This window comes from Leifsonia sp. 21MFCrub1.1 (genome assembly GCF_900107895.1).
Classification (GTDB): Bacteria; Actinomycetota; Actinomycetes; order Actinomycetales; family Microbacteriaceae; genus Leifsonia; species Leifsonia soli.
In genome coordinates, this window is record NZ_LT629867.1 from 1,716,650 (window position 1) to 1,731,271 (window position 14,622).

The window sequence follows — 14,622 nt, forward strand, 5'->3', positions numbered from 1 at the left end:
CGTCGCTACCCTGTGGCCTGTGCGCGCCAAGAAGCGACGGCTGCGTCGCCGTGACATCGTCAAGGACGCCATCGCCGGGATCGTCCTCGGCATCGAGAGCGTGCCGGACGGCCTCGCGTCCGGACTGCTCGCGGGCGTCAATCCTCTCGCCGGCCTCTACGCCTACCTGTACGGGATGGTCGGAGCGGCGGTGCTCACCAGCAGCACGTTCATGGCGGTGCAGGCGACCGGCGCGATGGCCCTCGTCATCCAGGATGCGGACCTCGCGTCACGGCCCGACCCGGACCGGGCGCTCTTCACGCTCGCCCTGCTGACCGGGCTGGTGATGTGCATCGCCGGGCTGCTGAAGGGCGGCCGGCTGATCCGCTTCGTCCCGGCCGACGTCATGACCGGGTTCATCACGGCGGTGGGCGTCAACATCGTCCTCGGCCAGCTGTCGGCCTTCACCGGGTACTCCGGCGAGGGCGCCAACCGGGTGACGCGCTCGATCGACCTGCTGAGGCACATCCCGCAGTGGAGCATCCCGACCGTTGTGGTCGGCGCGGTCACGATCCTCACCATCGTCGTCCTGCAGCGGACGCCCGTCGGCGGGTTCGGACTCGTCATCGCCGTGGTGGTCGGATCGCTGACGGCCGCCCTGCTCAACCTGTGGGTGGATGCCCGCGTGCCGCTGCTCGGCGACATCGTCGCGGTGCCGGCCGGGCTGCCGCTCCCGACGCTCCCGTCGATCGAGGACATCCCGTACCTGCTCATCCCCGCGGTATCGCTGGCGCTCGTCGGACTCATCCAGGGCGCCGGCGTGTCCGCGGGCATCCCGACGGCGAGCGGACGCCCGGCGAACTCATCACGCGACTTCATCGGGCAGGGCGTCGGCAACATCGTCTCCGGGCTGTTCCGGGGCATGCCGGTCGGCGGCTCGATGTCGGGCTCCGCGCTGCTGGTCGCCGCCGGCGCGCGGTCGAAGCTCGCGCTGTTCGTCGCCGGCGCGACCATGGCGCTGGTGATCGTGTTCGCATCGGGCATCGTCGCGCTCACGGCGATGCCGGCGCTCGCCGGGCTGCTCATCATGATCGGCTTCGCGGCGATCAAGCCGAGCCGCGTCTACTCCGTGGTCAGGAGCGGCGTGCTGCCGACCGCGGTCATGACGGTCACCTTCGTGCTGACCCTGGTCATCCCGCTGCAGTTCGCCGTGCTGGCCGGTGTCGGCCTGGGCATCATCCTCTTCGTCGCCCGTCAGTCGAACCGCCTGCGGGTGCGGCAGGTGCACCTCGACGAGAGCGGCCGGATGCGAGAGTCGGACCCGCCGGCCACCGTCGGCGTCCGGCAGGTCATCGTGCTGCAGCCGTACGGGAGTCTGTTCTTCGCGAGCGCCCCGTCCTTCGAGCGGCAACTGCCGAGCGTCGACGACGCGACGGCCGGCTCGGTGGTGATCATCCGGCTGCGCGGAACGGACGAGCTCGATCTCGCCCTCATCGACTCCCTCCGCCGCTATGCGCGCAGCCTGGCCGCATCCGGGTCCCAGCTGAAACTGGTCGTCAGCGAGGCCGCCGTGCATCGGCAACTGGACGCCAGCGGCCTCCTCCACGAACTGGGCGAGGAGAACGTCTACCAGGGCACCGAGTGGATCGGCAAAACCGTCCAGCAAGCCTGGTCCGATGCCCGGCGCACCGTCGCCCGCGACTGACCCCACCGTCGAGTACGCACAAACTGCACGCTTTCGCACGCCACGATGTGCAATTTGTGCGTACTCGACGGTGGGTCAGGGGGTGGTGAGGCGGCCCTTCGAGACGAGCACGGCGTCGCCGGCGAACACGACGCCGCGGTACTCGACGATGACGTGACCGGGCGTGTGACCGGGCGCGGCGATCGCCCGCACGCCGGGGACGATCTCCGTCTCCCCCGAGTCCGGCAGCTCGCGCAGGTTCTCCGGCACAGCGCTGCGGCGCCACATGCGCGCCAGGAAGCGGCGGAACCGCGTGGGCGCCGCCGTCCGGCCGCGCAGGATGTCCGCATCCCGCGCACCGATCCAGACCCGCGCGCCGGTCTCCCGCTGCAGAGCCGCGGCCGAACCGGCATGGTCCGGGTCGTAGTGGGTGAGGACGATGTCGGACACGGAGCCGAGACCGTGCTGCTCCCGGACCTCCGCGACGAGGGCGTCCGCTCCGCCCGGCGTTCCGGTGTCGACGACCACGGAGGCGTCGCCCGTGTGGATGAGGTAGGCGTTGGCTCCCGTCGCCTTCCGGAGGCGGTACACGCCGTCGGTGAGAAGGTCCATGCGCTCAGCTTCGCACGCCGGAGCGGTGTTCCCGCTGCGATCCCGGACCACGCGTGACTGTCCACGGGGATGCCCGCTGCCGTACCCTCGGCGGTGCGGCACGGCGCAGAGGCAGCCGGCTCGCGGCGGGCTCTCCGGTGAAAGGAGTCGCATGCTGGGCGTCATCGGGCAACTGCTGCCGCTGGCCGTCGCGGTCGCGCTGAGTTCCGTCCCGATCCTGGCCGTCTTGGTGCTCCTCCTCGCCGCCGACCGCCCGTGGGTGCCGACGCTGTTCGTCGTCGGATACGTCGTCGGTCTCATCGCGATCACGTCGCTCTTCGCGATCTTCCTGCACGCCATTCCGGGCACCACGTCCGTGGGGCCGCAACCGGTCGTCGGCGTCCTGGAGATCCTGGTCGGCGCGGCACTGCTGGTGTACGCGGTCATCGAGGTGCGGCGGCACCCGCAGGCGACGGAACGCGACACCCCGCCGCGCTGGATGGTGGCGCTCGGCAGGATGCGCTCCCTGCCCGCCCTGGGCCTCGGGTTCGCGCTCAACCTCCGCCCGAAGTCCGTGCTGCTCGCCATCGCCGCCGGCCTCGCGATCGGCCCGGCGCAGCTGCCGCTGCCGGAGGACATCGTCGTGATCGCGATCTACGTGCTGATCGGCGGGAGCACCGTCGGCGGCCCCGCGCTGTTCGCGCTGATCCGGCCGGACACGGCCCGGCCGGCGCTCGCCGCGACGGAGCGCTGGCTGCTGCGCAACGACACAACGGTCGCGATCATCGTGGCGACCGTCATCGGCACGGTCATCATCGGCAACGGTCTCTCGCGCTTCTGAGCCGGGCCGGCGGCATCCGGTCGTGCCGGAGGCGCACATCCCCCGTAGAGTGGCGCGTGCATTTATGCATGCATTCTGGCCGGAGGCGAGAGGACCCCCGTGAGCGACGACCGACAGAGCCGCCCCCTCCCCCAGGACGTTCCGCCGCAGGCGGAGAGCGAACCGCCGACGGCCCCTCACGCTCCCCGTCGCGGTCGGTTCTGGGTGGTCGCGACAGCGGCCCTGCTGCTCATCTCCGGAGCGACGGCGGGGGCGGGATGGGGCTGGCGCGCGCTCGCCGCGGAGGCCGAGTCGCAGGCGCACCGTGAGCTGGTCGCGGCCTCCACCTCGCTGGGCGATGTCACGGACCGCCGGGGAGCGGCGATCGACAAGGCGCGTGCCACCTTGCAGTCGCTGTCCGGGTTCAGTGCGCAGCCGCGGCCCGACTACCTCCCGGAGGCCACCGCCACAGCCCTGTCCGACGCGCAGGCGACGCTGACGAAGACATCGAAAGGCCTGACCTACACGCCGTTCGATGCTCCCGACGTGCCGGTGGGCAGTCCGGACCTGATGCCGTGGAGCGTCTCCGCCGACGTCCAGCACACGCTTGAGCTCGCCAAACAGGAGCGGGCGACCCAGCGCGCCAGGGCTGCGGAGCTGAAAACGCTGACCTCGGCGCAGAAGGCGCTGACGGCGAGCGCGCTGGCCGTCTCGGGCGACCTCGCCGCGCACGGCGAGCAGGTCCTCACGGCGGACACCTCCGCGACCTACGAGAGCAAGGTCGCCCTGCGGCACGCCATCGACGACGGGAAAGCGGACGGGTCGGGAGCAGCGGTCGTCGACGGCACCCGCCTCCTGCGGGTGATCTCTGCGATCGACGGGGTCAACGCGACGCAGGCCGCCGGCGAGGCCGCGAAACAGGACCCGGCCTATCCGGTGCGCGCGCAGATGGAGGCCTACGCCCGCTCCATCGCTCACGGGGTCACGCTCGATGTCGAGTGGCACGAGAAGGTCAGTGGCCTCGGCGAGGGCTGGTACTCCGGAACGACGCTGTACCACGAGGACGACGGCGGGTGCGCGACCATCGACCTCAACTTCAGCCTGCAGGAGGGCTGGGCCGACGGCGATGTCAACGCCAAGGCGCTGATCACGCACGAGGTCGGCCACGCCCAGGTGGTCCGCCCGGAGTGCAAGACCCTGTTCGACGGACCGACGTTCCACCGCGACGACGAGATGTGGGCGACCGCCTGGGCGATCGCGATGGGATTCGACGTGCCCGGCTCGGGCATCGAGGCGTACGGCCGCCCATCCGACCAGCAGATCGCCGTCGCCGGGCAGTGCCGCTGAGCGACTGGCTTTCCGGAACCGATCCGCATCCCTAGGGTGCAGACATGGATGGCGACGTCACGTTCGAAGCGGTGATGCAGCGGCCGGGCCTGGTCGACGCGGTGATCCGGCTGACGGCCGGCCCCGGTGAGCCGCCGGCGGCGCTGCGGGGCAGAGCGCGCTACCGGGACGTCGAGGTCTGGGAGGTCTTCGTCCTCGATGACAGCACCGACTGGCCGCGCCGCGCGGTCTATCGGCTGGTGGACCGGATGGACGACGACGGCGACCCTGTCGACGACGAGCCGTGAAGCGGGCCGGACCCTCGCTGAGCGCGGTCAGAGCGCAAGCGGCGGCCGCGCGGCTCCGGGCGTGAGGGCCTCTGCGGGGTCGTCGCCGATCGCGACGATCCGGTTGTCCGCATCCACGTGCACGACGGTCGGGACGAAGACGCGAGCTTCGGCGTCCTCGAGCTGTGCGTACGAGATGACGATGACCGTGTCGCCGACCTCCGCCAGGTGCGCCGCCGCGCCGTTCACGCCGATGACGCCGCTGCCGGCCTCCCCCGCGATCAGGTAGGTCTCGAAGCGCGCGCCGTTGGTCACATCCACCACGGCGACCTGCTCCCCCGGCAGCAGATCGGCGGCGGCCAGCAGATCGCTGTCGACCGTCAGCGAACCGACGTAGTGGAGGTCGGCGTGCGTCACGGTGGCGCGATGGATCTTCGACTTGAACATCGTTCGGAGCACGTGCCCATCCAATCAGATCCGGCCAACCAGGTCCGGGCGGCGGCATTCCCGCGACGGATCAGCCGCGCCCGTCCGCGCGGTCCCAGCCGGTGCGCAGCCGCCGCCAGCGGGCGGGCGTGAGCCCGGTTGCGGCCTTCCAGGCGCGGATGAACGCCGTGACGTCCGCGTAGCCGACGCCGCGGGCGACATCGGAGACGGGCAGCCGCGTGGTGAGCAGCACCCGCTCGGCAGCGGCGAGGCGGATGCTGCGCAGTGTCGACGCCAGCGACTCGTCCGCGCCTTCGTAGGCGGCGAACAGCGTGCGGAGCGAGACGTGGAGGTCAGCCGCGATGGCGGCCGCCGTCAGTCCCGGCTCGGTGTACCGGCGGTGCAGGAGCTCCGTCGCCTCACGGCGCAGATCGGCCGAGGACGGGTGCCGGTCGGCCGTCGTACCGAGCTCCTCGTGGACCAGCAGCCGCGCAGCCCGGACGAGTTCGGACGACAGCGCCGTCGCGTCGCCCGCCGGGCCCGGAGAGCGGCCCGGACCCCGCTCCAGAGCGCCGAGCAGGAGTCCTTCGAGCATCCGGCGGCCGCGCGATCCCGCGCTGATGCTCCGAGCGTCGAGGGAGCCGGGGAGCACGCCGCCCGCGGAGAGCAGGACGGTCGGAACCTGCACGATGGTCGTCCGGAACTCTTCCGGGTAGATGAAGGAGAACGGCCGGCTGGCGTCGTACAGCGCCACCTCCCCCGCCCGGAATCGGGTCTGCGTCCCGCCCTGCTCCAGGATGAGGCTCCCGCTGTGCACGAGCTGCAGCTGAGTGCTCTCCATCGCCCGCGCCGGCACCTCGTCCAGCCGTGCCTCGACGCTCTGCGCCACGGAGGCGATCTGCGACAGGCCGACGTGACCGAACGAGTGCCGGTGCATGCGTCGATAGACGGCAGTCTCCGCGTGCGTGGTCGCGTGCATCTGCACGAGCACGCACGTCGGGTCGGTCGGCAGTCGCATCGTCCCTCCGCGAGATCGTCGCACCCAGGATCGCATGTCCGCCGCGATTCCGCCCCGGACGACCCCGATTGCTAGGCTCGAGCAATGGCTCGCCGTCGAGAGTTTGACGAGGATGCGTTTCTGGCGCGCAGCACGGCCGTCTTCTGGCGAAAGGGCTACACCGCGACCTCGATGTCCGATCTGGCGGAGGCGGCGGGCGTCGGCAACGGCAGCATCTATGCCGCGTACGGCTCGAAGCCCGAGCTGTTCCTGCTGCTGTTCGAGCGCTACTGCGATGGCCGGGTCGACCTGGTCCGTTGCGCGATGGCCGAGGGCAGCACGGCCGAGGAGGCCGTCGGGCGGTTCTTCCGCGCCGTGGTGGAGGACTGCGCCGCCCACCAGCCGAGCTGGGGATGCCTGATGCTCAACAGCCTCGCCGAGCTCGGCCGCGACTGGCCGGAGGTGGCCGCCGCCTGCGCACGCACCATCGCGGCGATGGAGGCCATCGTCGACGATCGTCTCGCGCGGGAGGGCGTCCCAGAGGCCGGCCGGGCGACGCTCGCCGCTGAGATCGTCCTCGTCTCGCAGGGCCTCATCCAGTTCAGCCGAGTCGACGGTGCCCCGGAGCGGCTGGAGAGCATCGCCGCGTCGTCGCTGGCCCACCTGTCCCCCGCGCTGCAGGCGGCCTGATCCGGGCCGTCTGTTTCGACCCGGCCGGCCCCTTCGCCGCTGCGGTTCGGGCCAAGAGGAATCGGCCCATCGCGCAGACCTGGCGCCCGGAGCCGCCCGTCTGGGACAATCTGGAGTGGTGAATCCAGTACGGTGCATCCCCGACAGGAGCCTCCGCGCATGAGCGACTCCCACGCCGCCCTCGGCGCCTACCTCCGTGCCCGCCGTGACGCTCTGACACCGGAGGACGCGGGCCTCCGTGCGGACGCGCGCCGCAGAGTGCGGGGCCTCCGCCGTCAGGAGGTCGCGGGGATGGCCGGCATCAGTCCCGACTACTACCTGCGGCTGGAGCAGGGCCGCGACCACCAGCCGTCGCCGCAGGTGCTGCTCGCCCTGGGGCGCGCCCTGCAGCTGGACGCCGATGCCACGGTGTACCTGTTCCGGCTCGCCGGCCAGACGGTGCCGCCCGGGCGCACCGACCAGTGCCCGCCGGCCAGGGGCGACAGCGCGGAGGACGTGCTGGACAGCGTGACCGTGCTGCTCGATCAGTGGACGGTCGCGCCCGCGTACGTGGTGGACCGCAACCAGGACGTCCTGGCGGTCAACCCACTGGGCCGCGCGTTCATCCCGCTGTCTCTGCGGCCCGGCGCGAACATGGTCGAGGCGATCGTGGATGCAGCGCTGGCCGCCGGAGACGACCGGCGCGACTACTGGGAGCGGGCCGTGCGGGCCGCGGTCGCGAGCCTCCGCTACCACGCGGAGCCCGACGATCCGCGGCTCCAGCTCCTCGTCGCGGCGCTGTCCTCGCGGTCCCGCGCGTTCCGGGAGGTGTGGGCGAGCCACGAGGCGCGCCCGCAGCGGCGCGGCGTGGCGCTCGTCCAGGTCGAGCCGTTCGGCTACATCCCGTTCCGCTGGCAGACGTTCGAGGTCCCGGGCGGCGGGCAGTACCTGACCACCTTCTTCGGCGACCCCGCCTCCCCGGCGGCCGCGGCGATCGCGTACCTCCAGGCGAAGCTGGGCGTCGATCGCGCGCTGGCCGCCGCCGACGGCGACGATCCGACTCCGGAGGAGCTCATCGAGGAGGACCCGCTGCCGCGACCGTGACCCCGAGAGGGCCACGACAGGCCGGCAGGGCCGCCCTAGCGTGGCGCTCGAACCCCCCAACGGAAGGATCGTCGCCATGACCGCACCCACCATCGTCCTCGTCCACGGAGCCTTCGCCGATGCGGCGAGCTTCGCTCCCGTCACCCGCATCCTGCTCGATCAGGGCTACACGGTGCGCGTTCCCGCCGTGCCGAACCGCAGCCTCCTCGGAGACTCCGCGTACATCCGCTCGGTCGTCGAGCAGATCGATGGCCCGGTCCTCCTCGCCGGCCACTCCTACGGCGGTGCCGTGATCACCGTCGCCGGCGCGGCCGAGAACGTGGTCGGGCTCGTCTACATCTCCGGATATGCGCTCGACGAGGGCGAGAGCCTCGGGCAGCTGCAGGGCGGCTTCCCCGACTCCGACCTCGCCGCCAACCTGGTCTACACGCCGTTCCCCATCGAGGGCTCCGAGCCCGGCAACGACGTGTCGGTGAAGGTGGAGGCGTTCCCCGACGTCTTCGCCGCCGGCGTCGACCGAGAGGTCAGCGAGGTGCTCGCCGCGTCGCAGCGACCGCTCGCTGCGCTGGCCTTCAGCGAGACGGCGCCGGTCGCTGCCTGGAAGACGAAGCCGGGCTGGGGCATCGTCTCGTCGGCCGACCACACGATCAACCCCGACGTCGAGCGCTTCGGCTACCAGCGCGCCGGTCTGCGCTCGGTGATCGAGATCGACGCCCCGCACCTCGTGATGCGCTCGCACCCCGCCGAGGTGGCGAAGGTCATCTCCGACGCCGCCGCAGAGCTGGCCTGAGCGACAGCCGCGATCAGTATGACCACCGCGAACCCGCACGGCTACGCGCTCGAACCGGCGGCTCAGGCGTTCTGCGAGGCCACCGTCTCACCGCCGTTCCTGTACCAGCTCTCTCCCGAGGAGGGACGGACAGCGGTCGACCACGTGCAGGATTCGGAGATCGCGAAGCCCGCGGTCGACGAGACGTGGATCACCGTCGCAGGCGGCCCGACCGGCTCGGTGCCGGTCCGGATCGTCCGGCCGCCGGCCTCGGCCGGCCCCCTCCCGGTCGTCGTCTACACGCACGGCGCCGGCTGGGTGTTCGGCGACGCCCACACCCACGACCGGCTGGTGCGCGACCTCGCGGTCGGAACGGGAGCGGCGATCGTGTTCCCCGAGTACACGCGCTCCCCCGACGTCCACTACCCGGTCGCGAACGAGCAGGCGTACGCCGTGGCGACCTGGGTCGTGGAGCATGGCGCGGACGAGCGGCTGGACGGCTCCCGCGTCGCGATCGCCGGCGACTCGGCCGGGGGCAACATGGCCATCGCCGTCACGCTGATGGCGAAGGAGCGCGGCGATGTCGCATTCCGTGGCCAGGTGCTGTTCTATCCGGTGACGGACGCCGCGTTCGACGACGGGTCGTATCGCGAGTTCGCCGACGGCTATTGGCTGACCCGGGATGCGATGCGCTGGTACTGGGACCAGTACACGACGGACGACGAGGAGCGCGCGAGCATCACCGCGTCTCCCCTGCGGGCGACGGAGCAGCAGCTCGCCGGGCTGCCGCCCGCCCTCGTCGTCACCGCCGAGTGCGACGTGCTCCGCGACGAGGGCGAGGCGTACGCGGCGAAGCTCCGCCGCGCGGGCGTCACGGTCACCGGCGTGCGGTACGAGGGCATCATCCACGACTTCGTGATGGTGAACAGCATGCACGACACACCGCAGGCGCGCGCCGCCGTCGCCCAGGCGGTCGACTTCCTGAGCGAACGGCTCGCGGCATGAGCGGCGGGACGTTCGACCCGCTCGACTTCGCCATCGTCGAGCCGCGCACGTTCGAGCAGCTGGCGGTCGGCGAGGTGTTCCGCGCGCCGAGCCGCACCCTCACCGACGCCCATGCGTCGGCGTTCCAGGCGGTGTCGGCGGACAACCACCCCGTGCACTACGACGAGGTGTGGGCGAAGGCGCACGGCCACAGCGCGCCCGTCGTCCACGGCCTGCAGGTGCTCGCGTTCACCGCGCCCGGAGCGACCCTGTTCCCGCATATCATCGGAGAGGTATTCATCGCGTTCACCGGGCTCTCGGCGCGCTTCCTCCAGGAGGTCCACGCCGGCGACACCCTCTACTCGCAACTGGAGATCACCGCCTTGACACCGGATGGCCCCAACGGAATCGTCACCGCAGCGGTGACCGTGCACAATCAACGGTCGGAGGTCGTCCTCTCCGGCGAGCACACCTACCTGTTGCGGCGCAGCCCGCAGCCGGCGGAGGCATGATGGGGCCGGTCGCCGAGCCGCGGGTGCAGCTTCCCGTGGACAGCTGGACCGCCACGCGCGACACCATCCACATGTGGACGCAGATCGTCGGCAAGATCCGGATGGCGCTGACCCCGCCGGTCAACCACTGGTGGCACGTCACGCTCTACCTGAGCGCCCGCGGACTCGGCACCGGCCCCATCCCGATCCCGTCGGGGATCCTCGACATCGAATTCGACTTCGTGGAGCACGAGCTCGTGCTGCGCACTAGCGACGGCGGCTTCCGCCGCTTCGCGCTCGCCGGAAACTCGGTCGCCTCGTTCTACGCCGCGACGCGCGAGGCGCTCGCCGACCTCGGGGTGGCCGTCGACATCCACGCGGTCCCGAACGAGGTGGCCGTCGCCATCCCCTTCGCCGACGACACCCAGCACTGCACCTACGAGCCGGAGCAGGCGCGGGCGTTCTGGCGGCAGCTGATCGACGCCCAGCGGATGCTGCTGGAGTTCCGCTCGGGTTTCACGGGCAAGGTCAGCCCGGTGCACTACTTCTGGGGGGCGATGGATCTGGCGGTCACCCGGTTCTCCGGCCGGGTCGCGCCGCCGCATCCCGGCGGTGCGCCGAACTGCCCGGACAGCGTGATGCTGGAGGGGTACTCGCACGAGCTCAGCAGCGCCGGGTTCTGGCCGGGCGGCGGCGCCGAGGGGGCGTTCTACTCGTACGCGTATCCCGCTCCGGTGGGATTCGAGCGCACGCCGATGCCCGACGGCGCCTTCTACAGCGACGAGCTGGGCGAGTTCCTGCTGCCGTACGAGAACGTCCGGCGCTCCGCCGACCCCGACGGCCTGGTCCGCGCCTTTCTCGAGGCGACGTACCAGGCGGCGGCCGACCTCGGGCAGTGGCCGGCGCCGGATGCCACGGTCGCGTCTCCCGTGACCGTCCGATGACGTCGTCGGCGAGCAGGACGGCGCCCCCCGCATCCCTGTCGCCCTGGGCGCCCATGGCGATCTCGGTGTTCCGCGTGCTGTGGTTCGCGCAGCTCGGCAGCAACATCGGCACCTGGATGCAGACCGTCGGCGCTCAGTGGTTCCTGGTCGAGTCGCACGCGGACAGCCTGGTGATCGCGCTGGTGCAGACGGCGAGCCTGATCCCCGCCGTCGTGTTCTCGCTCCCCGCCGGGGTGCTCGCGGACTCCTTCGACCGCCGCAAGCTGCTGATCTGGGGATCGGCGGTCAGCGCGGTGCTGGCCATCGCCCTGACCGTGGTCGCCGCGGCGGGCACGCTCAATGCTCCCGTGCTGCTCGGCTTCACGCTGCTCCTCGGGGTTGCGTCGACGCTGACCTCTCCGGCCTGGCAGGCCATCCAGCCCGAGCTCGTCCCGCGCGAGCAGGTGGTGGCGGCCGCCGCGCTCGGAGGTGTGACGGTGAACGGCGCTCGCGCGATCGGTCCGGCGCTCGCCGGCGTCGTGCTGTCGCTGTTCGGCACGCCGGTGGTGTTCGGGATCAACGCGGTGAGCTTCCTGGGCGCCGTCGCGGCGCTGATCTGGTGGCGGCGCCCGCCGCAGCCGGGGCTCGACGACCGGGAGCGGTTCGGCCCGGCCCTGCGCGCGGGCGTCCGGTACACGCTGTCGGCGCACCTCGTTCGACGCATCCTGCTCCGTTCGGTGCTGTTCGCCTTCCCCGCGAGCGCCTTGTGGGCGCTGCTCCCCCTCACGGCGACCCGCCTGGGACTCGACTCCAGCGGATACGGTCTGCTGCTCGGCGCACTCGGTGTCGGTGCCGTCGCCGGTGTCTTCCTGCTGCCGCTCGCGCGCAAGCGCTTCAGCGACAACGTGGTGATCGCCGCGAGTGCCTTCCTCTTCGCGCTGGGAACGGTCGCCGCCGCGTTCGCGCCGTTCGTCCTGGCGCTGATCGTGCTGACGGTGGCGGGGCTCGCCTGGATCGGCACGCTCACCGTGCTGAACGCCGCTCTGCAGCTGACCCTCCCGCAGTGGGTGCGTTCGCGCGCGGTCGCTGTGTACATCCTGTTCTTCATGGGCGCGATGGCGGTCGGGTCGTACCTGTTCGGCGTGCTGGCGCAGCTGACGGGCACCACCACCGCGCTCGTGGTCTCGGCCGTCCTGCTGGTCGTCGTGGCGGTCAGTGTCCGTGCGCTCCCGCTCCTCCCTGGCACGGCGACGGTCGACCGGACCCTCGCGAACTCCTGGCCGGAGCCCGCGTTGGTCTTCGAGCCCGACCCGACCGACGGCCCGGTGCTGATCGAGGTCTCGTACAGCGTGAGCGACGCCGATCGCCCCGCATTCGAGAAGGCCATCCGTCAGGTGGCCGACTCCCGGCGACGCACCGGCGGGTACCGCTGGCGGCTCTACCGCAGCGGCGACCATCCCGGCACGATGCTCGAGACGTTCCTGGTGCCCTCCTGGGGCGAATTCACCCGCCAGAGGACGCAGCGGTTCACCGGCCGCGACCGGGAGCTGTGGGAGGCCGCCCGGGCGTTGAGCAGCAGCGATCCGGTCGAGCGGCACTACTTCCACATCCTGTGATGCGCTAGCCTCGGCAGCGGATGATTCTTCACACCGTGATCCCCGCAGGCGCCTGACGGTCCTCTGCCCGCGCGTGCGCGCGACGACGGTCTCGTGACGGCCGGGAGTCCCCGACTCCCTCCCCCGCCACCCTGTTTCGTCGTCTCGTGAAGGAGCACGTCATGACCCACATCCTGATCACCGGCGCGTCCGGCCGCCTCGGCGGCGCGGCCGTCCGATCCCTGCTCGCCCTCCACCCCGCCGGGAGCGTGCATGCTCTCGTCCGGACACCCGGCGCGGCCGCCCGGCTGCGGCGGACCGGGGTGGATGCCCGGCTCGCCGACTACGCGGATCCCGCCGCCCTCGCCGCGGCATTCCGCGGCATCGACCGTCTGCTGTTCATCTCCAGTCCGACGCTGGACCCCGAGCAACGCCTCCGGCAGCACCGCGACGTGATCGCGGCCTCCCGATCCATCGAGCACATCGTCTACACGAGCGTCCACGGAGCCGATCACGACCCCGCCCACGCGGCGACGGAAGCGGCCCTGCGCGAGCGCGGCGGGGCGACGATCCTCCGGAACGGTTTCTATACCGATCCGTTCGTGACGACGGCCCTGCAGCACGCGCGGAACGGGGTGATCCTGTCGGCCACCGCATCCCGCCCGCTGGCGACCGCATCCATCGCCGACCTCGCCGAGGCCGCCGCGCGCGTGGTCGCCGCTCCGCCGGTACAGGCCCTCTGGGAGCTGCGCGGACCGGCCTGGACCTACCCCGCCCTCGCCGCGATCTTGAGCGGCCTGCTCGGACGCCCGGTCGAGAGCGGGGAGGTCACTCCGGACGCGGTGGGCCCCCTCGGGCCGCTGCACGCGGCAGCGGCCGCGGGCGTGCTCGGGCACGAGACGGACGACCTGCGCCGGCTCCTCGGACGCGAACCGCGCGGGGTCGCCTCGGTCGCCGCTGCGGCCGTGCATTCTGGTTGAAAGCATCGATGGTCATCTATGATTACGGTGACCGAGAGATTGCGAGAGCGCCGTGTCCGACCGCCCCACCGTCCTGTTCGTCTGCGTCCACAACGCCGGTCGCTCCCAGATGGCCGCCGGCTACCTCCGTGAGCTGTCGGGCGGCCGGGTGGAGGTGCTGTCCGCCGGCTCCGAGCCCGCCGACCGGCTCAATCCCGCCGCCGTGGCCGTGATGGCCGAGGAGGGCATCGACATCGCGGGGAACACTCCGCAGATCCTGACGACGGACGCCGTGCGCGAGTCGGACGTGGTGATCACGATGGGATGCGGCGACACCTGCCCGATCTTCCCCGGCAAGCGCTACGAGGACTGGGACCTGACCGACCCGGCCGGGCTCCCCGTGGAGCAGGTGCGTCCGGTGCGCGACGAGATCAAGCGACGCGTCGAGGCCCTCATCGCGGAGCTGCTGCCCGTCGCCTGAGCCGGCATCCCCGCCGTGCCGCGACCGGCGCGGTCGGAAACGGAGGGGATGCCGAGCACGCTCGCCCGCATCCCCTCCGTTTCCGGCGTTTCACGGGGTCTGGCTGCCGAATCTCCTCCGTTCCCGCACTCGAACCTCAACGGAGGGGATGCCGCGGCGACACGCCGCCGAGATGCCGGAACGGAGGACGTCCGCCCGTCCAGGAGGCGGGATGTCCTCCGTTTTCCGCGCATCGGCGGAGGCTAGGCTCGCCTCGACGAGAGGGATGAGGGGACGATGACGCAGTATCGCGCGGTGTTCGACGCCGAGGTGACGTTCTCGAATGAGGGCGGATTGCAGGCGCAGGGGTTCCGCGTCGACGTCCCCGGACCGGACGTGACGCCCGAGGAGATCGGGCGGCTGTTCGTCACCTCGCTCGACCTGCTCATGACCGAGAGCGTCACCGTGCACGACGTGCGGATCATCGAGGAAGGGCACAAGGGGACGCGCGGCGGCCCGAGCGACCCGCGCAACCGCTGACTGCGCGGGCGACGACCG

The 14,622-nt window shown here is 71.6% G+C and carries 17 protein-coding genes; 14 read left to right on the top strand and 3 right to left on the bottom strand.

The genetic code is table 11. The features are described 5' to 3' along the window. The first annotated feature begins 19 nt into the window (after window positions 1-19). A complete protein-coding gene (locus BLW09_RS08115; protein ID WP_089910888.1) occupies window positions 20-1,684 on the top strand; it encodes a SulP family inorganic anion transporter in 1,665 nt (554 codons plus the stop codon). Between the two features lie 75 nt (window positions 1,685-1,759). On the opposite strand, the gene BLW09_RS08120 is transcribed toward BLW09_RS08115, so the two are convergent. After that, window positions 1,760-2,275 (bottom strand): MBL fold metallo-hydrolase, encoded by a 516-nt coding sequence (locus BLW09_RS08120; RefSeq protein WP_089910891.1) that lies wholly within the window; start codon window positions 2,273-2,275, stop codon window positions 1,760-1,762. Between the two features lie 151 nt (window positions 2,276-2,426). Here BLW09_RS08120 and BLW09_RS08125 point away from each other — a divergent pair, with 151 nt between their 5' ends. The 3 genes from BLW09_RS08125 (at window position 2,427) to BLW09_RS08135 (ending at window position 4,708) form a co-directional block, all read left to right on the top strand. Then, window positions 2,427-3,095, top strand: coding sequence for a GAP family protein (locus BLW09_RS08125; RefSeq protein WP_089910894.1), 669 nt, complete (start codon window positions 2,427-2,429; stop codon window positions 3,093-3,095). A 99-nt stretch (window positions 3,096-3,194) separates the two neighbouring features. Then, entirely contained in the window at window positions 3,195-4,421 is a 1,227-nt protein-coding gene (locus BLW09_RS08130) for a hypothetical protein (RefSeq protein WP_089910897.1), read from the top strand. Between the two features lie 44 nt (window positions 4,422-4,465). Continuing rightward, a complete protein-coding gene (locus BLW09_RS08135) occupies window positions 4,466-4,708 on the top strand; it encodes a hypothetical protein (RefSeq protein ID WP_089910899.1) in 243 nt (80 codons plus the stop codon). Between the two features lie 27 nt (window positions 4,709-4,735). Here the strand turns inward: BLW09_RS08135 and panD are convergent, their stop codons facing one another. Continuing rightward, on the bottom strand, window positions 4,736-5,146 hold the full coding sequence (gene panD, locus BLW09_RS08140; protein WP_089910902.1) for an aspartate 1-decarboxylase: 411 nt from the start codon (window positions 5,144-5,146) through the stop codon (window positions 4,736-4,738). 58 nt (window positions 5,147-5,204) lie between these two features. Next, window positions 5,205-6,131 carry an AraC family transcriptional regulator gene (locus BLW09_RS08145; RefSeq protein ID WP_089910905.1) on the bottom strand — a complete coding sequence of 309 codons (927 nt, stop codon included), beginning with the start codon at window positions 6,129-6,131 and terminating at the stop codon, window positions 5,205-5,207. Window positions 6,132-6,215: 84 nt separating this feature from the next. Here BLW09_RS08145 and BLW09_RS08150 point away from each other — a divergent pair, with 84 nt between their 5' ends. From BLW09_RS08150 to BLW09_RS08195, 10 genes are all read left to right on the top strand, one after another. Further along, a complete protein-coding gene (locus BLW09_RS08150) occupies window positions 6,216-6,800 on the top strand; it encodes a TetR/AcrR family transcriptional regulator (RefSeq protein WP_089910907.1) in 585 nt (194 codons plus the stop codon). Window positions 6,801-6,959: 159 nt separating this feature from the next. Continuing rightward, complete coding sequence (locus BLW09_RS08155) at window positions 6,960-7,883, top strand: helix-turn-helix domain-containing protein (RefSeq protein ID WP_089910910.1); 924 nt, start codon at window positions 6,960-6,962, stop codon at window positions 7,881-7,883. Window positions 7,884-7,959: 76 nt separating this feature from the next. Beyond that, the gene (locus BLW09_RS08160) at window positions 7,960-8,673 is read left to right on the top strand and encodes an alpha/beta hydrolase (protein WP_089910913.1); all 714 of its coding nucleotides are present in this window, start codon (window positions 7,960-7,962) and stop codon (window positions 8,671-8,673) included. Between the two features lie 18 nt (window positions 8,674-8,691). Beyond that, window positions 8,692-9,657, top strand: coding sequence for an alpha/beta hydrolase (locus BLW09_RS08165; protein WP_089910915.1), 966 nt, complete (start codon window positions 8,692-8,694; stop codon window positions 9,655-9,657). Further along, window positions 9,654-10,148, top strand: a complete 495-nt coding sequence (locus BLW09_RS08170; RefSeq protein ID WP_089910917.1) for a MaoC family dehydratase — start codon at window positions 9,654-9,656, stop codon at window positions 10,146-10,148. Before BLW09_RS08165 ends, BLW09_RS08170 begins: the two co-directional genes overlap by 4 nt. Before the next feature lie 35 nt (window positions 10,149-10,183). After that, the gene (locus BLW09_RS08175; protein WP_231947134.1) at window positions 10,184-11,071 is read left to right on the top strand and encodes a DUF5996 family protein; all 888 of its coding nucleotides are present in this window, start codon (window positions 10,184-10,186) and stop codon (window positions 11,069-11,071) included. After that, window positions 11,068-12,666 (top strand): MFS transporter, encoded by a 1,599-nt coding sequence (locus BLW09_RS08180; protein WP_089916712.1) that lies wholly within the window; start codon window positions 11,068-11,070, stop codon window positions 12,664-12,666. Before BLW09_RS08175 ends, BLW09_RS08180 begins: the two co-directional genes overlap by 4 nt. A gap of 161 nt (window positions 12,667-12,827) precedes the next feature. Further along, the gene (locus BLW09_RS08185) at window positions 12,828-13,625 is read left to right on the top strand and encodes an NAD(P)H-binding protein (protein WP_231947135.1); all 798 of its coding nucleotides are present in this window, start codon (window positions 12,828-12,830) and stop codon (window positions 13,623-13,625) included. A 52-nt stretch (window positions 13,626-13,677) separates the two neighbouring features. Beyond that, complete coding sequence (locus BLW09_RS08190; RefSeq protein WP_089910922.1) at window positions 13,678-14,085, top strand: arsenate reductase ArsC; 408 nt, start codon at window positions 13,678-13,680, stop codon at window positions 14,083-14,085. Between the two features lie 276 nt (window positions 14,086-14,361). Continuing rightward, entirely contained in the window at window positions 14,362-14,604 is a 243-nt protein-coding gene (locus tag BLW09_RS08195; RefSeq protein ID WP_089910925.1) for a hypothetical protein, read from the top strand. Window positions 14,605-14,622: the final 18 nt, after the last annotated feature.